Below are 26,204 nucleotides of genomic sequence, written 5' to 3' on the forward strand. Positions count from 1 at the left end.
CGCATCACTGGAGCAAACTCGACGCATGCAGATCACGACGAGCGTCGAACACCCCGTGCCCGAGCAGGACCTCTCGGGCATCGTCGGACACCGGTTCATCTACACGTACGCGAACGGCTGGCGGTACGAGATGTACGTCAAGAACGCGACGACCATCGACTACCGAATCCACTCCGGCATGGTCGGCGGCCGCTGGGTCAAGGACCAGCACGTCGACCTCGTGGCGCTGACCGCCGGTGTCTACAAGGTCTCGTGGAACGAACCCACGGGCACGAGCGTCGTGGTGACGGTCGTCCCGGGCGAGCGGGTGCTGCACGGCACGATCTTCTTCCCGCACTGGGTCGAGGAGGACGGCAGCAAGACGGTGCTCTTCCAGAACGACCACCTCGACCGCATGCGCGAGTACCGCGACCAGGGCCCCACCTACCCGATCTACGTCGTGCCGGAGTTCGCGTACATCACGCTGTTCGAGCACGTCGGCGAGGACGACGAGACCGTCGTCGACACCGCCCCCGGTGACCTCCCCGCCGGCTTCGCGGACCGGACGAACTGATGGAGCCGATCAGTCTCGAGCACCACGGCCGGACGCTCCGCGGCTGGCAGCTCGGCGCCGACGAGCCCGGGCGCCCGGCGGCGCTCCTCGTGCACGGGTTCGGCAGCACGGACACCGGCGGGCAGCAGCTCCTCGTCCAGACCGCACGACGGCTCGCCGACCACGGCGCTGCGGTCCGCTCGTACAGCCGACTCGGCCACGGAACGAGCGACGGCGACTTCGCGGACATCACCATCGGCGACGAGGTCGAGCAGGTCACGACCATGGTCCGGACGCTCGCCGCGGACGTCGACGGCCCCGTTCACGTCGTCGCGCACAGCCTCGGAGCCGTCGAGTCCGCCCTCGCCGCCGCACGCGAGCCGGACCTCGTCGCGACACTGACCCTGTGGTCACCCGCCGGCGTGGTCGTCGACGACATCGCGAGCAAGGACGAGATCCAGGGACAGCCGCTGGCGCCGGCACGCGAGCAGGGCTTCTTCGACTTTGGTGGGATGGCGCTCGGTACGGCGTTCATCGACGAGGTGACCGCCGGGCTCGACGTGTACGCGGGGATCGACCGCTACACCGGTCCGGCGGAGGTGTTCCACGGTACGGCGGACCAGATCGTGCCGCTGTCCTACGGCGAGCGCTACGGCGAGGTCCTGCCCGGGGCGGCGTTCACCCCGGTCGAGGGCGCCGATCACGGGTGGTCGTCCGTGCCGTTCCGGCGGCTCCTCCTCGACCGCCTGGTGGCGTCGACGGGACTCGCCGACGTCGCCTGACGGCTCCTGCACTGCCTGGAGGCACGACTCGGGTCTCCACAGCGGGGTACGTCCGGCTGATGGTCGCCACCACCGCCGGGGCAGGCTGGGCCCATGAGCGAGCGGACCCGGGACACCCCTGATGCGACCGAGAACGAGGAACGCACCGACGGGTACGTGCCCCTGCGGTCCTACGGCGCCGTCGGTGACGGGCGCACGGTGGCCCTCATCGCGCTCGACGGTCGGATCGACTGGCTCCCGATCCCGTCGATGGACTCACCGCCGGTGTTCGCGAGCATCCTCGACGCCGAGCACGGCGGGCACGTCGCACTCCGGCCGGTCGGCGACGCCGAGGTCTCCCGCGAGTACCTGCCGGGCACGAACGTCCTCGTCACGACGTGGACCACGCCCTCCGGGCAGGTCACGGTGTCCGACGCGATGGTCACCGGTGTCGCCGGTCGGCTGCCGTGGGCCGAAGTCGCCCGGTGTGTCCAGGGCGTCCGCGGGTCGGTCGAGCTCGAGTGGGCCGTGGTGCCCGGCACGCTGCTGGGCACCACTGAGCCGAAGCGGCTCGACACCGCGAACGGCGCCGTGATCGGCGTCGACGGCATCACGATCGCGATCGTCGAGCAGGGCTTCGAGCCGGTGCACGACGACGGGCCGCGCTTCTCCGGCCGGTTCACCGCGACCGAGGGCTCGAAGCACATCCTCACGATCGTCGGCACCCACGACGAGCCGATCTTCATGCCGAAGCCCGAGGCGGCCCTCGCCGCGATGGACCGCACGATCGACAACTGGGCGACCTGGTCCGAGGCCTTCCACTACGACGGGCCGTGGGCTGACGCCGTGCAGCGGAGCGCCCTCGCCCTCAAGCTGCTCATCTACTCCCCCACGGGGGCGATCGCGGCGGCGCCGACCACGAGCCTCCCGGAGGACCGCACCGGCGGGAAGAACTGGGACTACCGCTTCGCCTGGGTCCGCGACCTGTCGTACACGGTGCACGCCCTCACCCGCTTCGGGCTGCGCGAGGAGACGCACGCGGCGGTGTCCTGGGTGATGCGGACCATCGCCGAGCACGACTCGTCGATGCCGATCTTCTACGAGCTCGACGGGTCGAAGAGCGACGGCGTCGAGGACCGCGACGTGCCGGGGTGGCAGGGCATCGGGCCGGTGACGATCGGCAACCGCGCCGGCGACCAGCTCCAGCTCGGCGTCTGGGGCGACGTCTTCGAGATCCTGCGGCAGTACGTCCGCGCCGGGAACGTGCTCGACCGCAAGACCGCCGCCGTCCTCGAACGGCTCGCGGACGACGCGTGCCACCGGTGGGAGGAAGCCGACTCCGGCATGTGGGAGCTGCAGGACACGCAGCACTACGTCACGAGCAAGATCGGCTGCTGGCAGGCCCTCGACGCCGCTGCCGAGCTGCACGACGCGGGCATGATCGACGGCCCGCGGGACAAGTGGGTCGAGAACCGCGAGCTCATCGAGCAGTGGGTGGCCGAGCACGGCTGGGACGAGGAACGCGGGTACTACGTGATGTACCCGGGCTCGGACAAGCTCGACACCTCGATCCTGCTGCACGCGATGAGCGCCTTCGACCGCGGTCCGCGCATGGCGTCCACGATCCGCGCGATCGAGGAGCAGCTGCAGCGCGGTCCGCTCGTCTACCGGTACTCGGGCATGGAGCAGGAGGAGTCGCCGTTCGTCGCGTGCTCGTTCTGGCTCGCTGCCGCGATGGCGTGCACCGGGCGGGTGGACGACGCGGCCGGGCTCATGGACGCGATGGTCGCGCAGGCGAACGACGTCGGGTTGTACAGCGAGATGATCAGCGAGGACGGCTCCTTCATGGGGAACCTGCCGCAGGGGCTCTCGCACCTCGCACTGATCCAGGCCGCGCTCACCATCGAGGAGGTCCGTGCCGAGACGGCTGACAGCGACTCGGCGGACGGGGACGACACTGGCGGGTCCGACCGCACAGCGTGATCATGGAGGGGTCATGAACGACGTCGACGCACGCATGGACCGACTCCGACGCGCCGCTCGCTACCGGTACGAGCGGCTCGTGGAGAGCGAGATCGAGCGCGGGTCCCTCGACCCGGACGAGGTCCGTGAGGAGCGACGGCTGCTGCAGGCGAAGGACGTCGGGCAGCACGCCCGGGCCCTCATCGAGGAGGCCGAGCGCCGCGGCGTGTTCGAGGGCAACCCGTACCACGGCAAGCCGCTCCCCTCGAACGACGGCCGCCACGACCCCGACTGGTGGATCCGCTCGAAGATCGAGCGGGAACAGATCAGCGGGATCGCGCCGCCGGCGTTCGCGCTCCGGAAGGAGGACGCCGAGCTCGACGACCAGCTCGACGCGCTCTCGACGGAGGGCGATGTCCGCGACGTCCTCGAGGACTTCAACGCCCGGGTCAAGGAAGCTCGACGGCAGCTGCTCGGCGGCCCGCCCGTGGTGACACCGCTCCGCGACGTCGATGCAGCGGTGTCGGCGTGGCACGCCCGTCGGGAGGCTCGAGCCGCGTCCGACGCGGCCGCGGCGGCCGCACGGGCTGCGGCGTCCGACACCCGGCAACCTCGTTGGTGGCGCCGTCGTCGCTGAGGTGATCTGCGCCTCCAGGCCGGCCCACACGCACGAGAGCGCCGTCCCCTGTCGGGGACGACGCTCTCGGAGTCGTTCCGGGTGTTACTTGATCTTGGCGGTGATGGTCGCGGTGCCCACGAGCAGGCCACGCTTGACGGCGTCGGTGCCGAACGTCTTGTTCAGCAGACCCGCGGCGTCCTCGGAGACGTGGACCGTGGTGCCGGTCAGGATCGCGTTGTCGCCCTCGAGCTGCAGCGGCTTGAGGGTGCCGCCCCAGAGCTCGAACAGGTACGCGTTCGCCGCGGCGACCTTGCCGTTGACCAGCACGTCACCGTAGAGCTTGGACGACCCCGGGTTCACCACGAAGTTCTCCAGCGTCACCGTCGTGTCACCGGCCTTGAGCGTCAGCCCCGAGTCGTCGTGGTTGAGCAGCCCCTGCACGTACGGACGGTACGAGCCGTCCGGGTTCCAGTACGTCACCGAACCGGCCGTGATCGGGAACGACACCGACCCGTCCTCGAGCTTGGCGTTGCCCGACACCCCAGGGGTGAGCTTCAGCGCGGTCAGCGCGTCGGTGAAGCCCGAGTCGAGCTTCACCGCCGTGGAGCCGCCGAGGACCTCGGGCACCGACGCGACCGGCGCCGGGATCTTCGACGAGCTGGAGGAGACGGTGTGGATCGCGGGCGTCGACGCGTTCGCGGCGCCGACACCGAACGCGGCGCCACCGAGGACGAGCGCGCCGGTCGTGGCGAGGGTGATCGAGGTCTTCAGGCTCTTGCGCATGATGATGCTTCCTTTGCTGTGTCGGTGCTCCGGCCGGTGGCCCTGCCTCCCTCACTGTGCGGGAGACGTGTACCGGCCGTACGTGACCGGGGAGCTTCTTGGGCGTTTCGCCCTGGTGACTTGCATTCGGCACCCCTCGCCGAACGGTTTGGCCGGTTTGCTGGAAAATCTCCACCCGCCCCTCCGTACCGTGGGCGCATGTCCCCTGCACCCATCGCGACCACCGACCGCATCCGGGCGATCGACGCCTGGTGGCGCGCCGCGAACTACCTCACCGCCGGGCAGATCCACCTGCTCGACAACCCGCTCCTCACCCGGCCGATCGAGCCGGACGACATCAAGCCGCGCCTGCTCGGACACTGGGGGACCTCGCCGGCGCTCAACCTCGTCTACGCGCACTGCAACGCGCTCATCGCCGAGACGGACCGCCAGCTGCTGTACGTCTGCGGGCCGGGGCACGGCGGCCCGGCGATGAACGCGAACGCGTGGCTCGACGGCACGTGGAGCGAGCTCTACCCGGACATCACGCCGGACACCGACGGGCTCCAGCGGTTCTTCCGGCAGTTCTCGTTCCCCGGCGGCATCCCGTCGCACGCCGCGCCGGAGACCCCCGGTTCGATCAACGAGGGCGGTGAGCTCGGGTACTCCCTCGCCCACGCCTACGGTGCGGCGCTCGACAACCCGGACCTCGTCGTCGCGTGCGTGGTCGGCGACGGCGAGGCCGAGACCGGGCCGCTCGCCGCGTCCTGGCAGGCGCACACGTTCCTCGACCCGGTGTCCGACGGCGCCGTCCTGCCGATCCTCAACCTCAACGGGTGGAAGATCGCGAACCCGACCGTCCTCGCCCGCATCCCCGGGGAGGACCTCGACGCGTACTTCCGCGGGCTCGGCTACGAGCCGATCACGGTCGACTCCTCCCGGGTCGACCACGACCCGTTCGCCGTGCACGCCCTGCTCGACGCCGCACTCCGGCGGGCGCTCGCCCGCATCGACGACGTCCAGGCAGCCGCTCGTGCGCAGGCGGAACGGGCCGCGGCCGGACAGCCCGCGGGTGCTGCCGACCTCCGCCCGCGGTGGCCGATGATCGTCCTCCGCACCCCGAAGGGCTGGACGGGGCCGAACGAGGGCACCTTCCACTCGCACCAGATCCCGCTGCCCGACGTGCGGACGAACGACGAGGACCGCGGCCGGCTCGAGGAGTGGATGCGCTCCTACCGCCCGGAGGAGCTGTTCGACGAGCACGGCCGGCCGATCGGCATCCTCGGATCCATCCGTCCCGAGGGCGACCTCCGCATGAGCGCGACCCCGTTCGCGAACGGCGGCCGGATCCGGACCGCGCTCGACCTCCCCGCGATCGCCGACCACGGCGTCCCCGCCGGTGAGCCCGCCTCGGCGACCGGCACCCTCGGCCCGTGGCTCGCCGCCCTGGTCGAGCGGAACGGATCGGACTTCCGCCTGTTCGGCCCCGACGAGACGATCTCGAACAAGCTCGACGCGGTGTTCGAGGTCACGAACCGGGTCTGGCGAGCGGACCGGGCGCCCGGCGACGAACACCTCTCGGCGCGCGGCCGCGTCATCGAGGTCCTGTCCGAGCACGTCCTCGAGGGCATGCTCGAGGGCTACGTCCTGACCGGTCGGCACGGCATCCTCAACACGTACGAGGCGTTCGCGCACATCATCGACTCGATGGTCGGGCAGTACGCGAAGTGGCTCGAGTCCTCCGCGGACCTCGACTGGCGCATGCCGGTGTCGAACCTCACGATCCTGCTCTCGTCGCACGTCTGGCGACAGGACCACAACGGCTTCTCGCACCAGGACCCCGGGTTCCTCGACGTCGTCGCGTCGAAGCAGCAGGACCTCGTACGGATCAAGCTCCCCGCCGACGCGAACACCCTGCTGGCCGTCACGGCCCACGCGCTCGAGACCACGAACCGCATCGAGGTCATCGTGGCCGGGAAGCACCCGGAGCCGGTGTTCCTGTCGCTCGAGGACGCCGTCGCACACGCCGAGGCAGGACTCGGCGTGTGGGAGTGGGCCGGCACCGAGACCTCGGTCGGCCGGGCGGACGTCGTGCTCGTCGGGGCCGGCGACGTCCCCACGGTCGAGACGCTGGCGGCCGCCGCGATCATCCGCGAGCACGCACCCTCGGTCGGCGTGCGGGTCGTGAACGTCGTCGACCTGCTGTCGATCGGCGACCCGCGCAAGCACGAACACCCGGTCTCCGACGAGCGGTACGACGAGGTGTTCCTCCCCGGGACGCCGGCCGTCTTCGCGTTCCACGGGTACCCGGCACTCGTGCACCAGCTCACGTACCGCCGACACGGGCACGACGACCTCCACGTGCACGGTTTCCAGGAGCAGGGCACCACCACCACGCCGTTCGACATGCTCGTGCGGAACGACATGGACCGCTTCGCGTTGGCGCACGACGCACTCACCCGGGTCGACGCGTCGGTGCACGCCGAGCTGCTCGACCGCCTCAGTGCAGCTCGTGACGCGGCGCGGGAGTACGCCTACACGCGCGGTGAGGACCACCCGTCGGTCGCGGGGTGGGAGTTCGCCGGCTGGCCGCAGGACTGAGCGGCCGGACCGAGCGGCAGGACTGAGCCGCAGGTCCGCAGGTCCGCAGGCCCGCGCGGTCTGGCGCGGCGCCCGCGCCGGACGCGTCTCCTGCACCGACCTGGAGGCTCGGATCCCCCTCCACAGGACCGGTCACGCCCGTCGCGTGGCCGGTCCTGGGCCGCCAGGCTCAGGACATGGACGTGGGGTGGACGAGCGCAGCGGTGGCGGTGATCGGCGCCGTGGTGGCGGTGGCGAGCCTGGTGGTCACGATCGTCGAAGGGGTACGGGCAAGGCGACATACGAAGTACTTGGCCCACCACGATCACTGGTGGCAGCGTTGGTCGTGGATCGCCGAGCGGGCGCTCTCGAACGCCGAGTGCGACCACGACGCCGCAGCGTTGATGGCTCGGGCGGTCCTGAGTCGTTCGTGGTCGACACCGGACGACGACTGGATGGAACGAGCCTTGGACATGCACGAGTACCAAGCGACTCGGCGACGACGGAGAGAGGCACGACGTGATCACTGACATGGAAGACGAACGCTTCTTCGAGATCCTCGCGCGCTTGGAACGCAGCACCAGCAGGTTGTTGCAGGATCCGCACTACGGACCGATCATCCGATCGGACGGCTCCCTCGCTGAACTCGAGGAGATGCGCATCGAGCGCCGCGAGCGCGAGGAACGCGCCCGCGCCCGGAAGCTCCGCACCGAGGCCTCCTTCGCCGAAGGCTGAGCAGGCAGGCCGGAGCACGCCGGGCCGTGCCGAGCAGCGCCGTGCCAGGGTGGACGGGTGAGCGACCTCGTCATCCCGGCCCCGCCGCAACCGACCGTCCCGACGACCACGGGTGGCCGGTTCCCCGTCCGGCGGGTCTTCTGCGTCGGCCGGAACTACGCCGCGCACGCCCGGGAGATGGGCCACGACCCGGACCGTGAGCCGCCGTTCTTCTTCACAAAGCCCGCGGACGCCGTCGTCGGTGACGGTGCCGACACCCCGTACCCGCCGCTGACCGCGCAGCTCGAACACGAGGTCGAACTCGTGGTCGCGATCGGCGCCGCCGCGGTGGACGTCCCGGTGGCCGACGCGCTGGGCGTCGTCTGGGGCTACGGCGTCGGGCTCGACCTCACCCGCCGCGACCTCCAGGCCGAGGCGAAGCGGCTCGGCCGCCCGTGGGACGCTGCGAAGGGGTTCGACGCGTCTGCCACGGTCGGCGTCCTCGTCCCCGCCACCGGGGTGGACCCGACACAGGGGACCGTGGAGCTGACGGTGAACGGCACCCTCCGGCAGGCCGGCGACCTCGCCGACCAGATCTGGTCGGTCGCCGAGACGATCGCAGAACTGTCCCGCTCGGTCCGGCTCGCTCCCGGCGACCTCCTCATGACCGGCACGCCGGACGGCGTGGGTCCGCTCGTCCGGGGCGACGAGGTCGAGGGGCGCATCGCGGGCGTCGGGTCGGTCCGCACCGTCATCGTCTGAGCGAGCCGCGACGCCCCTCCACACTCGGGGTTCCGCCGCGTTTCGCGCACGTGTCGACGGACTGGGAGCGCTCGCAGGTCTGCAGCGTAGACCTCATGTGACGTCAGGGGTCAGCGACGTCGCAACATCACGGACAGGGCCGGGTGCCGGGGAGCAGCGGGCCGTCCGGAACCGGAGGTGCCGCCGTGCTCGAACACGACCTGCTCGCCACGTCCTCGACCTGGGCGGGCGACGAACCGATCGGCGAGCGGGTGCGCGCCGTCGGCGCCGCCGGGTTCGCGGGACTCTCCCTCACCGTCGGCGACCTGCACGAGGTCCGCGCCACCATCGGGTTCGCGGAGCTCCGGCGCATCCTCGACGGCTCCGGGATCGTCTGGGTGCAGCTCGGCCCACTCGACCGCTGGTGGTCGAGCGACGACCGTTCCGCCGACGAGGACGCCGATCGCGGTGTGGTCTTCGAGGCGACCGCGGCGCTGCGTGCGTGGCAGGTCGTCGTCGGGGCGGACACGACCCTGACGATCCGCCCCGCAGCGATGATCGACGACTGGGTGGCGCTCGCGGTGCGGACCGAGCAGCTCGGTGCGCAGCTCGTCCTCGAGCCGGAGCCGTGGTCGAACCTGCCGACGGTCGAACGTGCCGCTCGGTTCGTGACCGCCGCAGGGCACCCGAACGGCGGTCTGCTCCTCGACGCGATGCACACTCTGCGGGGCGGCTCGACCCTGGCATCGGTGCACGAGGGCGTCGCGCCCGCCGTGCTCGCCGCGGTCGAGCTGAGCGACGGGCTCCTCCACACGCCGGCCGGCATGACCCTCGCCGAGGAGGCCCGCGGCGCACGGCACCTGCCCGGCTCCGGGGCGTGGGACCTGCCCGGCTTCGTCCGGACCGTGCGCGACCTGGGCTTCGACGAGCCGTGGGGCGTCGAGGTCCGGACCGCAGCACACCGCGCCATGCCGACCGCCGATGCCCTCCGGACCGCGGCCGCCGCCACCCGTGCTGTGCTCGACGCGGCCGATGCGTTCGGCGCTCCCGCTGCCCCTGCGATGCCGTCCACGCCGGCGCCGACCTCCGCCGTCGACCTCGACTCGTCGCGGGCCCCGCGGACGCCGATGCCCTCCGTGCCGCTCCCCCGCCGGGAGGCCGACACAGGGACGCCCGCGTAGGTTCGCGAGCATGACGCACCACGACGACGAACTCCTCCGCCGTTCCCAGGACGCGATCGACGAGGCGAAGGCCGCTGCGGCCGACGTGACCGAGCCCGACGAGGACGACCTCGTCGAACAGGACCTCCCGGTGGCGGACGACGCCGAACCGAGCGACGGCCCGGCGCCCGCGCCCTGAGCTGCCCAGCGACCGCGGCCAGGAAAGCCGGCCCGGACAAGCGGGCCCAGAAAAACTTCCGATCAGGTGTGACGAACCGGTCCGCCGACCCGTCTCAGCAGTGAGCCTGCCAGTTGCTCACCGCGGCTGGCGTCAGCGCGCCGTGGCCGGTCATCCCTGAACGCCGGCCACGGCGCTCGGACGGCGGCCCGTGCGTTCCCTGATCCGGCGCACGGGTCGCCTTCACCCGCGGGTTCCGCTGCGGAGGCGGGGCTCAGTCGTCGACCTCGTCGCCGAGGAAGTCGGCGTAGGTGACCTCACCGTCCGCAGTGCCGCCCTCGGGGTGCGCCGGGACGTGCTGCGGTCGCGGGCTCGCCGCCGATCCGCGCTCCTCCGGCGTGAACGGCGGCAGGTAGTTGCTCGCGCTCATGGTCACGCCCTTCCGTCCCGGCGAACGTAACAGTCGCAGGACCCTCGGCAGAGGGTGGTCCCGCGATCGTCCCCCGGAGACGCGTCGAACGGGGGACGGTTGTTCGCCCGGGGCGGACCCCATGCGTGTGCATCTGCGCGATCAGGACTCGCGCACGACGTCGTCGGGGTCCTTGTCCGCACGCCATCCACGCCACGAGGGCTGGCGGAGCCGTCCGTCCCCGGTCCACTCCGCGAACTGCACCTCGCCCACCCGCACCGGTCGGACCCAGTGCGCGTCACGCGCATCCGGGCGAGGGACGTCCACGAACGGGGAGTCGTCGCGGGCCAGCGGCTCGAGCACCCCGGCGATCTCGTCGAGGTCGCGGTCGCGGAACCCGGTCCCGACCTTGCCGACGTACTCGAGCCCCTCGGCGCCCGGCACACCGAGCAGCAGGGAGCCGATGCCGCCCGCCCGCCGCCCTGCACCGGGGCGCCACCCGCCGACCACGACCTCCTGCGTGGCGTGGTGCTTGACCTTGAGCCAGGCCTCCGAGCGCCGACCCTCGGCGTACTTCGAGCTGCGCTTCTTCGCGACGACCCCTTCGAGCCCTCGTCGCTCGGACTCGGCGAGCGCGGCGGCGAAGTCCCCCTCGACGGCGTCGGGGACGTCGACCACGCCGCCGGGTTCGACGACCGTCGCGAGGGCCTCACGTCGGGCGGCGTACCCGTGGCGGGTGAGCTCGTGGCCGTCGGCCTCGAGCACGTCGAACAGCAGCAGGCGCACCGGCGTCGTCGCACGGGCCGCTTCGACCTCGCGCGTCTTCGTGAGGCCCATCCGGTTCTGCAGGAGCTGGAACGAGGGCCGTCCGCGGTCGTCGAGCGCCACGATCTCCCCGTCGTAGACGCCGTCGACCGCGGCTCGCTCGGCGAGGTCCTGCAGCTCGGGGTACTGGGCGGTGAGGTCGTTGCCGTTCCGGCTCCGGAGGGTGACCCGGCCGTCCCGGACGGTCGCGAGCGCCCGGACGCCGTCCCACTTCAGCTCGAACGCCCAGTCCGCGGGGTCGAGCCGGGGCTCGCCCTTCGCCAGCGTCGCCTGCATGGTGCGGCGTTCCTCGGGGCGCTCGGTCGCGGGGCTGGCCGCGTGCACTGCCGGCCGGGAGGCACGGGTCGGCCCCGCCCCGCGCGTCGCGCCGGCCGTGCTGCCGGGCTCGCGGTCGGGCTGGTCCTTCGTGCGGTGGATGAGCCAGCTCTTCTCGTCGCCGTCGCGTCCGCGTCCTCGCCCCCGGGTGTGCAGGAGCACCAACCGTCGCGCTCCCCCGGTCCGGCCGTGCAGCGTGACGATGACCTCTTCGCCGTCGCGCCACTTCTCCAGCTCGTACGTGCCGTCGTCCCAGATCGTGACCGTCCCACCGCCGTACTCGGCCTTCGGGATGGTCCCCTCGAAGGAGCCGTACTCGAGCGGGTGGTCCTCGGTCTGCACCGCGAGGTGGTTCTTCCCCGGGTCCGTCGGCTCGCCCTTCGGGAGGGCCCAGCTGACGAGCACGCCGTCGTGCTCGAGGCGGAAGTCGTAGTGGTCCCGGGTGGCGTGGTGCTCCTGGATCACGAACGTCGGGGTGCCGTCGTCCCGCACGGTCGGTGCCCCGGCGGGCACGGGCTCCGGCGTCTTCGCGGCGTCGCGCTTGGCGCGGTACGCCGTCAGGCGGTCCTCGCTCGCCTGGTTCGCGTCGGCGGTCCGGTCGCTGTCCCAGTGGCCGGCGTCGGGTCGTCCGACGGCCAGCGAGGCGGAGGCGACCGGGTGCAGGAGGTCCCCACGGGCCTCCAGGCGGTCGAGCACGTCGTCGAGGGTGAGCTGCGCGAGCCCGCGCTGCGTCAGTTCGTCCCAGGTGCGCGGGGCGGCGACCGTCGGCCGGTCACGGCCGCGGAGCGAGTACGGCGCGATCGTCGTCTTGTTGCCGTTGTTCTGCGACCAGTCGACGAAGACCTTGCCGGTGCGTTCGGCGCGGCTCATGGAGGACAGGACGAGGTCGGGGAGGTCCTGCTCGAGCGCCCGTGCGAGCTCGTGCGCGACGTCGGACACCTGGGCCGTCGTCGCACGCCCGTCGAGTGCCGCGTAGAGGTGGATGCCCTTCGACCCGGACGTGACCGGGTAGGGCTCGAGCCCCATGCCCTGCAGGACCTCGCGCGCAGCGACGGCGACCTCGACGCACTCGGGCAGTCCGACGCCCTCGCCCGGGTCGAGGTCGAGCACGAGCCGGTCGGGGTTCTGGTGCCCGCCACGCGGGCCGAAGCGCCACTGCGGCACGTGGAGCTCGAGCGCGGCCTGCTGCGCCATCCAGACGAGGGTCGCGACGTCGTCGACGATCGGGTACTCGGTGTCGTGCTCCTTGTGGGCGATCGTGTGGTGCCGCACCCAGTCGGGCGCGGAGTCGGGGAGGTTCTTCTCGAAGAAGACCTTCCCGTCGACGCCGTTCGCCCAGCGCTTCCGGGTCACCGGGCGGTCCTTCACGTGCGGGATCATCCACGGCGCGACCCGCTCGTAGTACTCGATCACCCGTCCCTTGGTGGTCCCGGTCGCCGGGTAGAGCACCTTGTCCGTGTTGCTCAGGCTGATCGACCGCCCGCCGACGAGCACCGTCCGCCGCTTCGCGACCGGGCTCACAGCGCCACCCCGGTCGCTCCCGCCACGGTCAGGGTGGACCCGGAGGTGTACGACGACTCTGGCCCGGCGAGGTACACGTACGCGCTCCCGAGCTCCACGGGCTGCGCCGGTCGTCCGAACGGGGTGCCCTCGCCGTAGTGGGCGATCTCGTCGCCCGGGTAGCTGATCGGCTGGAGGGGTGTCCAGACCGGCCCCGGCACGACCGTGTTCGCCCGGATGCCCTTCGGCGCGAGCTGCCGGGCCAGGCCGTTGGTGTACGTGATGATCGCGGACTTCGTGGCGGCGTAGTCGATCATCCGCGCCTGCGGCTCGTACGCCGACACCGAGCTCGTCGTGACGATCGCGCTGCCGGGTGCCAGGTGCGGGACCGCGGCCCGGACGAGCCAGAACAGCGAGTACAGGTTGACCTTGAGCGTGCGGTCGAACGACTCGGTGGTCTGCTCGGCGACGTCCTCGTGCACCTGCTGGAACCCGGCGACGGTGACGAGCGCGTCGAGCCCGCCGAGGGTGCTCACGGCGTCGCGGACGAGCCGTGCGCAGAAGTCCTCGTCGGTGAGGTCGCCCGGCAGCAGGACCGCCTTGCGTCCGAGGTCGCCGATCACGTCGCGGACGTCCTCGAGGTCGCTGAGCTCGTCCGGCAGGGCGTTCAGGGCGACGTCCGCGCCCTCCTTCGCCATCGCGATCGCCGCTGCCCGCCCGATGCCCGAGTCGGCGCCCGTGACCAGCACACGGTAGCCGGTCATGCGACCGCTCCCCTGGTAGGACCGTTCGCCGTGGTCGGGCGCCGGGTCCATCGCACTCGCGAGCCCGGAGCCGTCCTGCGTCTGCGCGGGGAACGGCGGGCGGGGGTGCTGGGTCCGCGGGTCCTGCTTGTCGAGCTGACTCATGTGCCCATCGTGCTCGCCCTTCCCCGGCACCGGCACAGCAGCGGCGGACCTGTGGAGAACCCGTCCCTCCGGACGTTCCGGTGCAGGGACGGGCATCATGTGGCCATGAGGTCGATCTGGAAGGGCTCCATCGCGTTCGGGCTGGTCAACGTGCCGATCAAGGTGTACGCGGCCACCGAGACCCACGACGTCTCCCTGCACCAGGTCCACGACGAGGACAAGGGCCGCATCCGGTACAAGCGCGTGTGCGAGTTCGGCCACGAGGTCGAGTACGCCGACATCCAGCGCGCCTACGACGACGGCGAGAAGACCGTCGTGCTCACCGCCGACGACTTCAAGCAGCTCCCCGAGGAGCAGTCGCACGAGATCGAGGTCCTGGAGTTCGTGCCGGTCGAGCAGGTCGACCCGATGATGTTCGAGAAGTCGTACTACCTCGAGCCGGACTCCCGGTCCCCGAAGGCGTACGTGCTGCTCCGCGAGACGCTGGCGAAGACCGACCGGCTGGCGATCGTGCAGTTCACCCTCAGGCAGAAGACCCGGCTCGGCGTCCTGCGGGTCAACGACGACGTCATCCTCCTGCAGGGACTGCTGTGGGGTGACGAGGTCCGTGCAGCGGACTTCAAGGGTCTCGACACCTCCGTGAAGGTGAGCGCGAACGAGCTGAAGATGTCGTCCTCGCTCGTGGACAGCATGTCCACCGACTTCGACCCGGACCGGTACACGGACGCCTACCAGGAGGAGCTGCAGCAACTCATCGACGCGAAGCTCGCGTCCGGCGACGACGTCGACACCGCCGAGACCTTCGGTGAGCGCGACGAGGACGACGACGAGGGTGAGGGTGGTGACGTCATCGACCTGATGGCCGCCCTGCGGGCGTCGGTCGACAAGAAGCGGACGGGAGGCTCGGGGTCGCGTTACCGGAGCGGGTCGCGTTCCGCGACGCACGACTCCACCGCCGACGACGCGCCGGCCGAGCAGACGCCCGCCTCGAAGCGGACGAGCACCGCGAAGACGAGCACCACGAAGACGAAGGCGTCGACCTCGGGGACCACGACGAAGAAGGAACCGGCGAAGAGAGCACCGGCGAAGAAGGCGCCGGCGAAGAAGGCACCGGCGAAGAAGCGCGCCAGCTAGTCCTCGGTGTCCCGCGCCGTGCGGCGCAGCACCGTCGGCAGCGCCGTCCACAGCGCTCCGGTACCGACGAACACCGCGACCCCGGCGATGATCCCCCCGCGGCCGCCGAGCACCACGTCGAACACGAACCACACGGTCCCGGCGAACAGCAGCGCCGCGGCGAAGAGCGTCACGAGCAGCAGGACGTTCCCCGCGCGCACGAGGTCGTGCTTCTGCCGCTGCTTGAAGACGAGGCGGTGGGTGGCCACGACGGCGAGCGCGACGACGGTCACGACGACCGCGAGCACGACGAGCGTGAGGTAGATCGTCTCCTGCCGGACGGTCAGCGACGAGAACCGCTGCTGGAACGGCAGCGTCAGCAGGAACCCGGCGAGGATCTGCGTCCCCGTCTGCACGATCCGCAGCTCCTGCTGGATGTCGCTCCAGTTGCGGTCCCACCGTTCGGTCGGGGTCTCGTTCCGACCCCGCTGCAACTCGCTCATGCCGCGACCGTACTGCCCGCGGCGGCCCGCGGATCGCCCCGCTCCGTCACGAGCCGGAAACACGCTTCGGGGACACTGGGAGCATGACTCCACAAGAGCCAGGGAGCCTGACCTCGTCATCCGTGAGCGCAGGCCCGCCCGTCACCGTGTCCATCACCCGCCTCGTCGAACCCGACCGCATCCCGGAGGCCACCCGCTGGGTGCAGTCCGGCGTCAACCTCGCGAACCGCTACCCGGGCTTCCTCGGCTCCGGGTGGGTCCGCTCGCACGCGACGAGCCGCGAGTGGCACGTGCTGTACCGGTTCGCCGACCACGAGCAGCTCGCGACGTGGGAGTCCTCCGACGACCGTCTGCGGTGGCTCGACCTCGGCCGTGACCTCGTGGTGGAGTCCCGGGTCGAGAAGCGCACGGGCATCGAGGGCTGGTTCGACGCCCCGCAGGACACCCCGGCGTCGAGCGCTCCCCCGCGGTGGAAGCAGGCGGTGAGCATCTGGCTCGGCTTCTTCCCGGTGAACCTCGTCTTCACGTACCTGGTCGGCTGGCTCGTCCCGGCGTTCGGGCACCTCGCCGTGTTGCCGCGCGTGCTCGTCACGACGCTCGTGCTCACGCCGATCATGACGTTCTGGGTACTGCCGTTCGTGACGAAGGCGATCCGCCCGTGGCTGCTCGCACCGCCCCGGGACGCGTGACCCTCAGCCCAGCACGGACAGCTGGTCGAGCCGCTCGAGGATGACACCCTCTCGGAGGGCCCACGGACAGATCTCGAGCGCCGGCAGGTCGAAGATGTCGAGGCAGGCCTCGGCGACGAGTGCGCCGGGGACGACCTGGTGCGCGCGGCTCGGTGAGACCCCGGGGAGCGTCGCGAGTTCCTCGACCGTCATGCCGAGCAGCGCGGGCAGCTGCCGTCGGAGTTCGGCGCCGTCGAGGGACCGCGCGACGAGCGGCCCGTCGGCCGAGGGCGCCGCGCCGCAGATCCGGGCGATCGACCGGAACGTCTTCGACGTCGCGACGGCCCGGTCGGGCCGCCCGGAGCGGAGCAGGAGCCCGGCGTCCCGCGCGATCGACACCCGGATCTCGTGCCGGAGCCGTCGGACGTCGTCGTCGGTGGGTGCGCCCGTGGCGAAGAACGACCGCGCGAGCCGGGCCGCACCGATCGGCATCGACCACGCCACGTCCGGTGCCTCGTCGGCTCCGCCGGCGATCTCGAGCGAGCCACCGCCGATGTCGAACACCGCGAGCCGTCCGGCGGACCACCCGAACCAGCGGCGGACCGCCAGGAACGTCAGCCGCGCCTCGTCGTCGCCGGAGAGCACGGCGAGCTCGACACCGGTCGCCTGTTCGACGTGGGCGAGCACCGCGTCGGAGTTCACCGCGTCGCGGACGGCCGAGGTGGCGAACGCGAGCATGTCCTCGCAACCGCGTTCCTCGGCGACGCGGACGGCGTCGGCGACGAACGCGGTGAGCGCGTCGATCCCCCGTTGCGTCACGGCTCCGGCGTCGTCGAGGTGCTCGGCGAGCCGCAGCGGCTGCTTGAACGAGGACGCCGGCAGCGGGGCGGCCCCGCCGTGGGCGTCCACCACGAGCAGGTGGCCGGTGTTGGACCCGATGTCGAGGACTCCGACGCGCATGGCACCACGCTAGCGGCCGGGAGGCGCGGCTCACGCCCGCAGGAACGCCTCCAGCTCGGCGGTGGTCGGGTAGGACGCCTGCGCGCCCGGCTTCGTCGCGGCGTACGCCCCGACCCCGACGGCGAAGTGGGCCGCGTCGGCGAGGGAGTCCCCGGCGGCGAGCCGGAGCGCCACCGCCCCCATGAACGCGTCGCCGCAGCCCGTGGTGTCGACCGGGTCCACGCGGACGGCGTCGACCGACACCGGGTCCGCGTCGCCGTCGTGCACGGTGCAGCCCGCTCCGCCCCGGGTGACGATCGAGCGCGCGACACCGTGGTCGCCGAGCTCGGCCGCCTCGTGCTCGTTCACGAGCAGGACGTCGGTCAGGTCGAGGAGCTCCTGCGGGACGGCGCCGAACGGCGACAGGTTCGTCAGCACGGTGACCCCGGCGTCGTGCGCGGCGCGGGCGGCGGCGAGCACGACGTCGATCGAGACCTCGAGGCAGAGCCCGAGCACACGGGCGTCGGCGAAGGCGTCGGCGGGGACGTCGTCCGGCGTCAGCGTGCCGTTCGCGCCGGCGGAGATCACGATGGTGTTCTCCCCCGCGCCGTCGACCGTGATGACGGCGGTGCCGGTCGCCGTTCCCTGCCGGACGGCGACGTGCGTCGTGTCGACCCCGGCCGCCGCGACGGAGTCGCGGAGCAGCGCACCGTTCCCGTCGTCGCCGACCGCACCGATCATGCGCACCGTGCCCCCGAGCCTCCCGGCTGCCACCGCCTGGTTGGCGGACTTGCCGCCGGGAAGGATCGCGAGGTCCGAGCCCTGCAGGGTCTCACCTGGCTTCGGGAAGCGCTCGGTGCGGACCACGAGGTCCGCGTTGAGGCTGCCCACGACGACGATGCCGGTCATGCGGCTGCTCCTGTCTCGGCCGAGGCCGGGCGCGGGATGAGGAAGGACGTGGCGAGGGCCGCGCACGTGATCACGGCCCCGAGCAGCATGCCACCGGAGTACCCGGCGGTACCCGCGGACCCACCGGTCCCGAGCGCGATCTGCAACGCTGGGAGGACCGCGAAGCTGATGCCCGCGCCGAGGTTGAACGCCCCGGCGTTCAGGCCGGGCAGGAACCCCGGGTTCGACTCGGGCGAGAGCACGATGCCCAGTCCGTTGAGGATGATGTTCGCGATGCCCGCGTAGGTGATGCCGATCAGGACCGTCGCGACGACGAGCACCGGGAGCGAGTGCACGCCGACGAAGGCCATCACGAGCGTCGCGACGATGCTCCCGACGAGGCCGACGCGGAGGACGGCCCGGTAGCCGAGGGTCGGCGCGAGCCGACCGGCGAACGGCCCGACGATCCAGCCGACCAGCGCGTACGGCGTGAGGAACGCGAGCGAGGCGAGGTCGGCCTCCATCCCGAAGCCCACCTCCGTGTTCTGCGCGAGCGACGTGACCAGCCCGTTGACCACCGCGAAGACACCGGTCATCGTGAGCAGGGTCGTGACGAGGAGCGCCCAGGTGCCGCGGCGCTTGAGGAACCGCGTCTCGACGAGGGGTTCCCGGACCCGCGACTCGACCGCCCAGAAGACGCCGAACGCGACGAGGGCGACGACGATCCCGCCGACCACGAGCGCCCAGTCCGCGGCCGCGAGCTTGCCCGCCTCGTTGAACGCGGTGAGCAGGGCGCCGACGCTGACGACGAGCGGCAGGACACCCCACCAGTCCATCCGGGTGCCGGCGGACGGCTTCGACTCGACGCCCCACACGGCGACCATGAGCGCGGCCACCACCGTGACGACGGCGATCACCCAGAAGATCCCGCGGAAGCCGAAGTGCGTGGCGATCCACCCGCCTGCGAGGGCGTCCACGCCCGCGATGCCGCCGTTGACCGCGGTGAGCAGGCCGAGCGCGGCGCCGTAGCGCTTCGGGTCGGCGATCTCGTTGCGGAGGATGAGCAGGCCGATCGGCACGACCGGCCCGGTGACGCCCTGGATCATGCGGCCGACGAACAGCATCGGGACGTTGACGGCGAGGGCGGCCACGACGCTGCCGACGAGCATCACGACGAGCATGCCGAGCAGGACGCGCTTCCGGCCGACGATGTCCGACAGTCGGGGCAGGAACAACGAGAACAGCGCTGCGAGGGTGAAGAACAGGGTCTGCGAGAGCCCGATCGTCGCGTCGTCGGTGCGGAGCTCGCGCGCCATCGTGACGAGGGCGGGGCTGAGCATGCTCGCGTTCAGCTGGAACGCGACGCAGGCGGCGAGCAGTGCGGCGGTCAGTGCGCCGATCGACTTCTTCGTCGAGGTGGTGGTCATGGGGGTCAGTGCTCCGGGGTGACGGCGGTGTCGGGGTCGGTGAGGGTGGAGGCTGCGGCACGCGGGGTCCAGCCGGTGTCGGGCGTCTCGCCGATGCGCTCGAGGGCGTCGACGACGAGGTCCCAGAACCGGCCGTGGTCGAGCTCGGTCGCGGCGCTCGTGCGGCAGTCCGCCGGGGCCGGGGCGCGGAAGTCGGCGACGGTCATGCCGAGGGTGTGCTCCCCCTTCGTCTCCACGGTGATCGGCACCTTCACGGCGCGCACGACGGTCGGGTCGATGACGTACGCGACGGCGCAGGGGTCGTGCACGGGCGGCGCGTCGAAGCCCTGGGCGTCCTGGTAGGTCTGCCCGAAGAAGTCGAGGAGCTCGCCGACGAACGCGGCCGGGCCGGTGCCGACGGCGGCGATGCGGGCGGCGACCTCCGGGGTGGCGAGTGCCTGGTGCGTCAGGTCGAGCCCGACCATGACGACGTCCCACCCGGCGCTGAAGACGATGTCCGCGGCTTCGGGGTCGATGACGATGTTGAACTCGGCGACCGGGCTCCAGTTGCCGACGTGCAGGCCGCCGCCCATCAGGACGACCTCCTTGACGCGCTCGACGATGCGGGGCTCCTTGCGGGCCGCGAGGGCGATGTTCGTCAGGCCGGCGGTCGGGACGAGCGTGACCGTCCCGGGCTCGTGCGCCATGACGGTGTCGATGATGAGGTCGACCGCGTGCCGCTCGTCGAGGTCGAACGACGGTTCGGGGAGCATCGGCCCGTCGAGGCCGCTCTCGCCGTGGATGTCCTCGGCCACCTCGATCTCGCGCAGGAGCGGTCGGGGCGAGCCTGCGGCGAACGGGATGCCGGTGATGCCGGCGATGCGGGCGACGGCGAGGGCGTTGCGGGTGACCTTCGGGAGGGTCTGGTTGCCGACGACCGTGGTCACGGCGAGCAGGTCGATGTCGGGGTTCCCGTGGGCGAGCAGCATCGCGACGGCGTCGTCGTGGCCGGGGTCGCAGTCGAGGATGATCTTGCTCGGCACGCGAGCCGGCACGCGGTCTTCTGCCACGGGGTCTCCACTTCGTCGGGGATGGAACGTCGAGGCCTGACGCGGTGGGGTCCGCGGCGGAGGAATCAGCTCCCGCGGCACGTCAAGCGTTTGACATGGAACCACGTCAAGCGTTTGACGTCAAGTTGCTGCGAGGCCTGTCGGTACGATCGGCAGGTGTCCTCCCCCACCCGCGTCACCGCCGCGATGGTCGCCGAGCGCGCCGGCACCAGCATCGCCACCGTCTCGCTCGTGGTCAACGGGAAGGACCGCGGCCGCGTCTCGGCCCCGATCGCCGAACGGGTCCGGACAGCGGTCGACGAGCTCGGGTACGTCGTCGACCACGCCGCGAGCTCCCTCGCCCGTGGCAGTGGCGACCTCGTGGTGCTCATCGCCCCCGACCTGTCGAACCCGTTCTTCGCCGAGGTCATCCGCGGTGTCCGGGACACCCTGACCGACCGCTTCCAGCTCGTGCTCTCGGTCACCGAGCGCGGACGGCAGCCCGAGACCTCGGACGTGCGGCGCTTCGAGCGGCTCCGACCGGCCGGCATCCTCGTCGACGCTCCGGCCGCCGGCGAGGACCTCTCCGCCAGCGTGCCCGTCGTGCAGCTCGACGCCCCGGGCGGGGCCGACGCCGTGAACTACGACCTGACGACCGGCGTGCACGAGCTGGTCGAGCACCTTGCCGGTGCCGGGCACCGCCGGATCGGGTACCTCGACGGCACCTCCCGCGCGGCGACCTTCGCGCTCCGCCGACGCCTGCTCGAGGGTGCTGCGACCGCCGCCGGACTCACGGTGTCGCCGCTCGTCGGGCGCGCGGACCTCACGGTGGACGCCGGTGCCTCGGTGGCGTCGGAGCTGCTCGACCCGTGGGTCGCCGACGGGGTCACGGCGGTCGTCGCGGCCGCCGACACCCTGGCGTACGGCGTCCTGCGGGTGGCCGCGGACCGGGGACTGCGCGTCCCGGGCCAGCTCGCGGTCGCGGGCTTCGACGACCTGCCGTCGTCCTCGGTCACCGCTCCGGCGCTGACGAGCGTGGCCCTGCCGGGAGCGGACCTCGGCCGGGCTGCAGCGCTCCGCCTCCTCGCGACGTTCGACGGCGGTGCCGCGGAGGTGCCGTCGCTCCCCACACGACTCGTCGTCCGCGCCAGCACCGCCGGCTGACGCGACCACCTCTGTGCCGCGAGAGCGACAGGTGCGTGCGTCCGGTCCGCGGCATGCTGTCGCTTTCGCGATGGTGACAGGACGCGCGTGGTCCCGGCGAGTGCCGGAGCACCACATGACGGACGGGAGGCGCGGTGCCAGCTGGCACCGTGCCTCCCGTCCGTCGGTGGTGACGCGGGGAACCGGTCAGGCCGAGTCTCGGCCGTCGCCCTCCGTCCCGGCGGGAGCCGCAGCGGCCGGTGCAGCCGGGCCGCGCTGCGCGCGCTCGAGCTCGTCGGCCTCGGCACCGCCGACGGCCTCGCCGCGGGCGACCATCCCGGCCACGTCGGCGAGCTGCATCTGCGGGATGAACAGTGCGAGCACGAGCGCGACCGCGATGAACGGCAGGAGGTACCAGAACACCGGCGCGAGCGAGTCCGCGTAGGCGTTCACGATGCCGTCCTGGATCGCCTGCGGGAGCTTCGCGAGCGCCGTCGGGTCGATGCTCGCGCTCGCGGACGCCGCGTCGGACGCGCTGCCACCGGCGCTCGTGAACACGTCGCGGAGCGCGTCGGTCAGGCGCGAGGTGAACAGTGCGCCGAAGACGGCCACCCCGAGGGAGGCGCCGACCTCGCGGAAGTAGTTGTTCGTCGACGTCGCGGTGCCGACCTGCTCCGGCAGGACGGCGTTCTGCGCCACGAGGACGACCACCTGCATGATGAGCCCGAGCCCGGCGCCGAACACGAACAGGTAGACGCAGATGAGCCAGATCGGGGTGCTCGCCGCGAGGGTCGTCATCGAGAGCATCGCGAGGCCGACCAGGATCGTGCCGACGATCGGGAACATCCGGTACTTGCCGGTCTTCGTGATGAGCGTGCCGGAGAGGATCGAGGTCCCCATCAGGCCGGCCATCATCGGCAGCATCAGCAGGCCGGACACCGCGGCCGAGGTGCCCGACGCCATCTGCAGGAACGTCGGGACGAAGCCGATCGCCGCGAACATGCCGACGCCGAGCACGAAGCCGATCGCGGTCGCGGTCACGAACGTGCGGTTGCGGAAGAACGACAGCGGGATGATCGGGTCCTCGGCGCGGGACTCGACGAACACGAACAGCGCGGCGGCGACGAGGAACCCGGCACCCCAGGCCCAGGTCTCGGGGGCACCCCAGCCGTGGTCGCGGTTGCCGCCGGACTCGGTGAAGAACACCAGGCAGGCGGTCGTCGCGGAGAGCAGGAGGACGCCCAGCCCGTCGATGCGACGCGTCGCCTTCTTGCTCGGTAGGGTCAGCGCGAACCACGCCACCGCGAACGCCGCGATCCCGACCGGGATGTTGATCCAGAACGCCCAGTGCCAGGTCATGTGGTCGACGAAGAAGCCACCGAGCAGCGGCCCGCCGACCGCGGAGAGCCCGAAGATCGCGCCGAGCGGGCCGAGGTACTTGCCGCGCTCCGAGGCCGGCACGATGTCGGCGATGATCGCCTGCGACAGGATCATGAGCCCGCCGCCGCCGAGGCCCTGCAGCGCGCGGAACACCACGAACTGCCAGAAGTCGGTGGACATCGCGCAGCCGAGCGACGCCAGCGTGAACAGGGCGATCGCCACGAGGAACAGGTTCCGGCGGCCGATGACGTCACCGAACTTGCCGTAGATCGGCATCACGACGGTCGAGGCCAGCAGGTAGCCGGTCGTGATCCAGGCCTGGTGCGCCACTCCGCCGAGGTCGCCGACGATGGTCGGCATCGCGGTCGACACGATGGTCTGGTCGAGGCTGGACAGCAGCATCCCGGCGATGAGCGCCGAGAAGATGATCCAGATGCGCCGCTGGGTGAGCAGCAGCGGTCCGTCGGTGCCGGGGCGGGTGCGCCGGGCACCCTGCGCGGTGGCGGTCATGCGGTGGGGTCCTGTCCGGTGGTGGTGATGGCCGCCCTGAGCTGGCGGAGGTTGTCGGTGAGCAGCACGTCGAACGGTGGACCGGTGCTCTCGTCGTAGGTGTCGTCGAAGTACGTGCCGGCGGTGACCTTGAGCAGGGCGGCCGCCGTCTCGGCCACCAGCTGCGCCCGGTGGTCGCTCGGGTCGTCCGGCCAACCGAAGCGGTCCCGGACCGCGCCGGCGACCGCGGCGAGCTGCGCGTCGGCAGCCGTGAGGAACTTCGCGACCATCGCGGGTTCGCGGTCGAACACCCGGCGGACGAGCGCCTCGTCCGCGCGGTCGAGCCCGACGACGTGGAGCTGCTCGACGGCGAGCGCGACGACGGACCCGAGCGGGTCGAGCTCCTCCGCCACGACGGCCCGCTCGGCGTAGTCGCGGAGCATCGCCGCGGACGCGCCCTGCTCGATGCCGAGCACCGCGTCGTCCTTCGAGGAGAAGTGGTTGAAGAACGTGCGACGGGAGACCCCGACGGTCTCGCAGAGCTGCTCGATCGTGAAGCCGTGCAACCCGTGCTCGACGGTCGCACGGCGCGCCTCGACGATCATGCGTCGGCGCAGCGCGCGGGTGCGTTCGGTGGTGTTCACCGCACAAGAATTGCACTATCAGTCTGAGAGTGCAATGGCTGTTCTTCGGCTAGAGCGCCTTCGCGAAGCAGAACGACCACGGCATGGTCTCCGCGTACGGCGTGTACACCGGGATCTGCTCCCAGCCCGTCTTGCGGTAGAGCGCGACGGCCTCGGGCTGCTTGTCACCGGTCTGCAGGATCACCCGGGCTGCTCCCTGCTCCCGCGCGACCCGCTCACCCTCGGCCAGCAGCGCAGTGGCGGCGCCCTTGCCGCGTGCGGCCGACAGGACGATGAGGCGCTTCAGTTCGACCTCGTCGCCGAGACGACGGACGGCGATGTGCCCGAGCGGGGTGCCGTCCTCGTCGAGCGCGAGGAGCGACGTGATCACGTCGGCCGGGTCGACCGTCAGCACCCGGTTGCGCTCGGCGGTGACGGCAGGGTCCTCCGCCGCGTTCGCCGAGCCGTACCGCTCGTGCATCTCCTCGTCCATGGTGGCGCGGAGGGCCACCCCGCGGGGGTCGTCCCAGGCGACGCGTTCGATCGTGATCACGAAGAACGATCCTGGCACGCCCGCGTGCCGATGACCGCGCGGGTCCGGATGACCGCGCGGCGCCGCTCACCGCAAGGTGGCGATCGGCCCGTCACCCGCGCGGAACGCCGACAGGACCGCGGCCGCGTCGTCGTACACCGCCGCAGCGCCCGCCCCGCGGAGTTCGTCGCCGCCCACGCCGCCGGTCATCACCCCGATGCTCGTGACACCCACCCGTCCGGCCGACTCGACGTCCCACACCGCGTCGCCGACCATGACCGCGGAGTCGGCGGACACTCCGGCCCGTTCCAGCGCGACCGCGATGATGCCCGGGTCCGGCTTGGCCTGCTCGACGTCCTCGGAGCTGGTGACCGCGGTCAGCCACCCCTCGGCGTCGAGCAGCTCGCGGAGTCGCACGAGCTCGGGCTCCGGCGCGCTCGTGGCGAGGACCACCGCGTGCCCGGCGTCGGCCACGGCGGCGAGCAGGTCGCGTGCACCGGGCAGGAGCCGGAGTCGGGGCTGCTGCTCCGCGTAGTACGCCGAGTGGTACTGCTTCGCGGCGTCCCGGGTGTCGTCGGAGGCGTCCGGCAGCAGCGCCTCGAGCAGCTTCGCGGAGTCCATGCCGATCGACCGGTGGATGCGCCAGGCGTCGACGGACTCGCCGATCGCCGTGAACGCACGCCACCAGGCGTCGATGTGGGCGTAGTTGGAGTCGACGAGCGTGCCGTCGATGTCGAAGAGGACTGCGGTCGTGGGTGCGTCGGCCATGTCGCCATGGTCCTCGGCGACCGACGTGACGCCTCCCAGGGCTGTCCGTCAGACCGTGATCGACTCCCCAGACGCGAGGATCGTCACCGGGACCGGCCCGAGTCCGTCGGACCCCAGGAAGCGTGCGGTGGACTGCTGCCCCATCTCGCTGAGCATCGCCTCGTGGATCTGCACGGCACGCTCGGGAGCGACCGCGCGCACGTAGTCGACCGCCTCCGCGGTGTGCGTCCACGGACCGCTGGTCGGCACGAGGAGCATCGGCACCGGGACTCCGGGGACGAGGTACGCGTCGCCGGGGTGGAACACGGTGTCGTCGACGAGGTAGCCGACGTTCGCGATCGTCGGGATGTCACGGTGGATGACGGCGTGCTGCTCGCCGAACACGCGCACCGAGAACGGGCCGACCGCGAACGCGTCGCCGGCCTGCACCGACGCGACGCGTCCGTCGTGCTCGCCGAGCTGGTCGACCACGGACTGCGGAGCACGGACGACCAGTGCGGGGTTCGCCTCGAGCCCGGCGCGGACCGCGTCGACGTCGAAGTGGTCGAAGTGCTCGTGCGTGACGAGGACGCCGGTCGCCGCACGCACGAGGTCGGCGGCCTCCGGGGTGAAGGCGCCCGGGTCGATCACGAGGGTCGTGCCGTCCCGCTCGAGGACGACCGTGGCGTGGGTGTACTTCGTCAACTCCATGCCCTGAACGCTACCCCTGGGCGGACGGGAGGCCCGTGGCGGCGCCG

The 26,204-nt window shown here is 71.8% G+C and carries 27 protein-coding genes; 13 read left to right on the plus strand and 14 right to left on the minus strand.

The window, feature by feature from the left end; genetic code table 11:
* Positions 1–25 precede the first annotated feature (25 nt).
* From QPJ90_RS03145 to QPJ90_RS03160, 4 genes are all read left to right on the plus strand, one after another.
* A complete protein-coding gene (locus QPJ90_RS03145) occupies positions 26–553 on the plus strand; it encodes a phenolic acid decarboxylase (protein ID WP_290133017.1) in 528 nt (175 codons plus the stop codon).
* Positions 553–1,314, plus strand: coding sequence for an alpha/beta fold hydrolase (locus tag QPJ90_RS03150; protein ID WP_290133018.1), 762 nt, complete (start codon positions 553–555; stop codon positions 1,312–1,314). The genes QPJ90_RS03145 and QPJ90_RS03150 overlap by 1 nt, the downstream gene beginning before the upstream one ends.
* A 93-nt stretch (positions 1,315–1,407) precedes the next feature.
* Positions 1,408–3,276, plus strand: coding sequence for a glycoside hydrolase family 15 protein (locus QPJ90_RS03155; RefSeq protein ID WP_290133019.1), 1,869 nt, complete (start codon positions 1,408–1,410; stop codon positions 3,274–3,276).
* A 13-nt stretch (positions 3,277–3,289) separates the two neighbouring features.
* Positions 3,290–3,892, plus strand: a complete 603-nt coding sequence (locus tag QPJ90_RS03160) for a DUF1992 domain-containing protein (RefSeq protein ID WP_290133020.1) — start codon at positions 3,290–3,292, stop codon at positions 3,890–3,892.
* Between the two features lie 84 nt (positions 3,893–3,976).
* Here the strand turns inward: QPJ90_RS03160 and QPJ90_RS03165 are convergent, their stop codons facing one another.
* Positions 3,977–4,657 (minus strand): hypothetical protein, encoded by a 681-nt coding sequence (locus QPJ90_RS03165; protein ID WP_290133021.1) that lies wholly within the window; start codon positions 4,655–4,657, stop codon positions 3,977–3,979.
* A gap of 198 nt (positions 4,658–4,855) precedes the next feature.
* On the opposite strand from QPJ90_RS03165, the gene QPJ90_RS03170 reads away from it, so the two are divergent.
* The 6 genes from QPJ90_RS03170 (at position 4,856) to QPJ90_RS03195 (ending at position 10,030) form a co-directional block, all read left to right on the plus strand.
* Positions 4,856–7,237: a phosphoketolase family protein gene (locus QPJ90_RS03170; RefSeq protein WP_290133022.1), complete on the plus strand. Its 2,382-nt coding sequence runs from the start codon at positions 4,856–4,858 to the stop codon at positions 7,235–7,237.
* A 176-nt stretch (positions 7,238–7,413) separates the two neighbouring features.
* Complete coding sequence (locus tag QPJ90_RS03175; RefSeq protein ID WP_290133023.1) at positions 7,414–7,746, plus strand: hypothetical protein; 333 nt, start codon at positions 7,414–7,416, stop codon at positions 7,744–7,746.
* Complete coding sequence (locus QPJ90_RS03180) at positions 7,736–7,951, plus strand: hypothetical protein (protein WP_290133024.1); 216 nt, start codon at positions 7,736–7,738, stop codon at positions 7,949–7,951. Before QPJ90_RS03175 ends, QPJ90_RS03180 begins: the two co-directional genes overlap by 11 nt.
* A 57-nt stretch (positions 7,952–8,008) precedes the next feature.
* On the plus strand, positions 8,009–8,692 hold the full coding sequence (locus QPJ90_RS03185; protein ID WP_290133025.1) for a fumarylacetoacetate hydrolase family protein: 684 nt from the start codon (positions 8,009–8,011) through the stop codon (positions 8,690–8,692).
* A 185-nt stretch (positions 8,693–8,877) separates the two neighbouring features.
* The gene (locus QPJ90_RS03190; RefSeq protein WP_290133026.1) at positions 8,878–9,852 is read left to right on the plus strand and encodes a TIM barrel protein; all 975 of its coding nucleotides are present in this window, start codon (positions 8,878–8,880) and stop codon (positions 9,850–9,852) included.
* 10 nt (positions 9,853–9,862) lie between these two features.
* Positions 9,863–10,030, plus strand: a complete 168-nt coding sequence (locus QPJ90_RS03195) for a hypothetical protein (protein ID WP_290133027.1) — start codon at positions 9,863–9,865, stop codon at positions 10,028–10,030.
* A gap of 253 nt (positions 10,031–10,283) precedes the next feature.
* Here QPJ90_RS03195 and QPJ90_RS03200 read toward each other — a convergent pair whose 3' ends face one another.
* From QPJ90_RS03200 to QPJ90_RS03210, 3 genes are all read right to left on the minus strand, one after another.
* Entirely contained in the window at positions 10,284–10,439 is a 156-nt protein-coding gene (locus QPJ90_RS03200; RefSeq protein ID WP_290133028.1) for a hypothetical protein, read from the minus strand.
* A 141-nt stretch (positions 10,440–10,580) separates the two neighbouring features.
* A complete protein-coding gene (locus QPJ90_RS03205) occupies positions 10,581–13,079 on the minus strand; it encodes an ATP-dependent DNA ligase (protein WP_290133029.1) in 2,499 nt (832 codons plus the stop codon).
* Positions 13,076–13,966 carry an SDR family oxidoreductase gene (locus QPJ90_RS03210; protein WP_290133030.1) on the minus strand — a complete coding sequence of 297 codons (891 nt, stop codon included), beginning with the start codon at positions 13,964–13,966 and terminating at the stop codon, positions 13,076–13,078. Before QPJ90_RS03210 ends, QPJ90_RS03205 begins: the two co-directional genes overlap by 4 nt.
* A 105-nt stretch (positions 13,967–14,071) precedes the next feature.
* On the opposite strand from QPJ90_RS03210, the gene QPJ90_RS03215 reads away from it, so the two are divergent.
* Positions 14,072–15,100 carry a Ku protein gene (locus QPJ90_RS03215; protein ID WP_290133031.1) on the plus strand — a complete coding sequence of 343 codons (1,029 nt, stop codon included), beginning with the start codon at positions 14,072–14,074 and terminating at the stop codon, positions 15,098–15,100.
* On the opposite strand, the gene QPJ90_RS03220 is transcribed toward QPJ90_RS03215, so the two are convergent.
* Entirely contained in the window at positions 15,097–15,582 is a 486-nt protein-coding gene (locus QPJ90_RS03220) for a DUF6328 family protein (RefSeq protein ID WP_290133032.1), read from the minus strand. The two genes, QPJ90_RS03215 and QPJ90_RS03220, sit on opposite strands and share 4 nt — an antisense overlap.
* Positions 15,583–15,665: 83 nt before the next feature.
* Between QPJ90_RS03220 and QPJ90_RS03225 the strand changes: the two genes are divergently transcribed.
* Complete coding sequence (locus tag QPJ90_RS03225; protein WP_290133033.1) at positions 15,666–16,271, plus strand: antibiotic biosynthesis monooxygenase; 606 nt, start codon at positions 15,666–15,668, stop codon at positions 16,269–16,271.
* Positions 16,272–16,274: 3 nt separating this feature from the next.
* On the opposite strand, the gene QPJ90_RS03230 is transcribed toward QPJ90_RS03225, so the two are convergent.
* The 4 genes from QPJ90_RS03230 to QPJ90_RS03245 are packed head-to-tail and all read right to left on the minus strand — an operon-like array spanning position 16,275 to position 20,526.
* Positions 16,275–17,210: a Ppx/GppA phosphatase family protein gene (locus QPJ90_RS03230; protein ID WP_290133034.1), complete on the minus strand. Its 936-nt coding sequence runs from the start codon at positions 17,208–17,210 to the stop codon at positions 16,275–16,277.
* A 30-nt stretch (positions 17,211–17,240) separates the two neighbouring features.
* Complete coding sequence (locus tag QPJ90_RS03235; protein ID WP_290133035.1) at positions 17,241–18,098, minus strand: ribokinase; 858 nt, start codon at positions 18,096–18,098, stop codon at positions 17,241–17,243.
* Positions 18,095–19,504 carry an MFS transporter gene (locus QPJ90_RS03240; protein WP_290133036.1) on the minus strand — a complete coding sequence of 470 codons (1,410 nt, stop codon included), beginning with the start codon at positions 19,502–19,504 and terminating at the stop codon, positions 18,095–18,097. Before QPJ90_RS03240 ends, QPJ90_RS03235 begins: the two co-directional genes overlap by 4 nt.
* A gap of 5 nt (positions 19,505–19,509) precedes the next feature.
* The gene (locus QPJ90_RS03245; protein ID WP_290134160.1) at positions 19,510–20,526 is read right to left on the minus strand and encodes a nucleoside hydrolase; all 1,017 of its coding nucleotides are present in this window, start codon (positions 20,524–20,526) and stop codon (positions 19,510–19,512) included.
* 183 nt (positions 20,527–20,709) lie between these two features.
* Here QPJ90_RS03245 and QPJ90_RS03250 point away from each other — a divergent pair, with 183 nt between their 5' ends.
* The gene (locus QPJ90_RS03250; protein WP_290133037.1) at positions 20,710–21,696 is read left to right on the plus strand and encodes a LacI family DNA-binding transcriptional regulator; all 987 of its coding nucleotides are present in this window, start codon (positions 20,710–20,712) and stop codon (positions 21,694–21,696) included.
* 186 nt (positions 21,697–21,882) lie between these two features.
* Here QPJ90_RS03250 and QPJ90_RS03255 read toward each other — a convergent pair whose 3' ends face one another.
* The 5 genes from QPJ90_RS03255 to QPJ90_RS03275 form a co-directional block, all read right to left on the minus strand.
* Positions 21,883–23,565, minus strand: a complete 1,683-nt coding sequence (locus QPJ90_RS03255) for an MDR family MFS transporter (RefSeq protein ID WP_290133038.1) — start codon at positions 23,563–23,565, stop codon at positions 21,883–21,885.
* Positions 23,562–24,188, minus strand: a complete 627-nt coding sequence (locus QPJ90_RS03260; protein WP_290133039.1) for a TetR/AcrR family transcriptional regulator — start codon at positions 24,186–24,188, stop codon at positions 23,562–23,564. Before QPJ90_RS03260 ends, QPJ90_RS03255 begins: the two co-directional genes overlap by 4 nt.
* 49 nt (positions 24,189–24,237) lie before the next feature.
* On the minus strand, positions 24,238–24,720 hold the full coding sequence (locus tag QPJ90_RS03265; protein ID WP_290133040.1) for a GNAT family N-acetyltransferase: 483 nt from the start codon (positions 24,718–24,720) through the stop codon (positions 24,238–24,240).
* Positions 24,721–24,786: 66 nt separating this feature from the next.
* A complete protein-coding gene (locus tag QPJ90_RS03270; RefSeq protein ID WP_290133041.1) occupies positions 24,787–25,467 on the minus strand; it encodes an HAD family hydrolase in 681 nt (226 codons plus the stop codon).
* A 48-nt stretch (positions 25,468–25,515) separates the two neighbouring features.
* A complete protein-coding gene (locus tag QPJ90_RS03275; protein WP_290133042.1) occupies positions 25,516–26,157 on the minus strand; it encodes an MBL fold metallo-hydrolase in 642 nt (213 codons plus the stop codon).
* Positions 26,158–26,204 lie beyond the last annotated feature (47 nt).

It is taken from the genome of Curtobacterium sp. 458 (assembly GCF_030406605.1).
In the GTDB taxonomy this organism is placed as follows: domain Bacteria; phylum Actinomycetota; class Actinomycetes; order Actinomycetales; family Microbacteriaceae; genus Curtobacterium.

Coding starts and splice junctions, on each gene's coding strand:
- QPJ90_RS03240 (WP_290133036.1), bottom strand. CDS start 19,504: ATGACCACCACCTCGACGAAGAAGTCGATCGGCGCACTGACCGCCGCA.
- QPJ90_RS03270 (WP_290133041.1), bottom strand. CDS start 25,467: ATGGCCGACGCACCCACGACCGCAGTCCTCTTCGACATCGACGGCACG.
- QPJ90_RS03220 (WP_290133032.1), bottom strand. CDS start 15,582: ATGAGCGAGTTGCAGCGGGGTCGGAACGAGACCCCGACCGAACGGTGG.
- QPJ90_RS03200 (WP_290133028.1), bottom strand. CDS start 10,439: ATGAGCGCGAGCAACTACCTGCCGCCGTTCACGCCGGAGGAGCGCGGA.
- QPJ90_RS03215 (WP_290133031.1), top strand. CDS start 14,072: ATGAGGTCGATCTGGAAGGGCTCCATCGCGTTCGGGCTGGTCAACGTG.
- QPJ90_RS03235 (WP_290133035.1), bottom strand. CDS start 18,098: ATGACCGGCATCGTCGTCGTGGGCAGCCTCAACGCGGACCTCGTGGTC.
- QPJ90_RS03230 (WP_290133034.1), bottom strand. CDS start 17,210: ATGCGCGTCGGAGTCCTCGACATCGGGTCCAACACCGGCCACCTGCTC.
- QPJ90_RS03255 (WP_290133038.1), bottom strand. CDS start 23,565: ATGACCGCCACCGCGCAGGGTGCCCGGCGCACCCGCCCCGGCACCGAC.
- QPJ90_RS03195 (WP_290133027.1), top strand. CDS start 9,863: ATGACGCACCACGACGACGAACTCCTCCGCCGTTCCCAGGACGCGATC.
- QPJ90_RS03225 (WP_290133033.1), top strand. CDS start 15,666: ATGACTCCACAAGAGCCAGGGAGCCTGACCTCGTCATCCGTGAGCGCA.
- QPJ90_RS03170 (WP_290133022.1), top strand. CDS start 4,856: ATGTCCCCTGCACCCATCGCGACCACCGACCGCATCCGGGCGATCGAC.
- QPJ90_RS03150 (WP_290133018.1), top strand. CDS start 553: ATGGAGCCGATCAGTCTCGAGCACCACGGCCGGACGCTCCGCGGCTGG.
- QPJ90_RS03175 (WP_290133023.1), top strand. CDS start 7,414: ATGGACGTGGGGTGGACGAGCGCAGCGGTGGCGGTGATCGGCGCCGTG.
- QPJ90_RS03210 (WP_290133030.1), bottom strand. CDS start 13,966: ATGAGTCAGCTCGACAAGCAGGACCCGCGGACCCAGCACCCCCGCCCG.
- QPJ90_RS03165 (WP_290133021.1), bottom strand. CDS start 4,657: ATGCGCAAGAGCCTGAAGACCTCGATCACCCTCGCCACGACCGGCGCG.
- QPJ90_RS03155 (WP_290133019.1), top strand. CDS start 1,408: ATGAGCGAGCGGACCCGGGACACCCCTGATGCGACCGAGAACGAGGAA.
- QPJ90_RS03160 (WP_290133020.1), top strand. CDS start 3,290: ATGAACGACGTCGACGCACGCATGGACCGACTCCGACGCGCCGCTCGC.
- QPJ90_RS03275 (WP_290133042.1), bottom strand. CDS start 26,157: ATGGAGTTGACGAAGTACACCCACGCCACGGTCGTCCTCGAGCGGGAC.
- QPJ90_RS03145 (WP_290133017.1), top strand. CDS start 26: ATGCAGATCACGACGAGCGTCGAACACCCCGTGCCCGAGCAGGACCTC.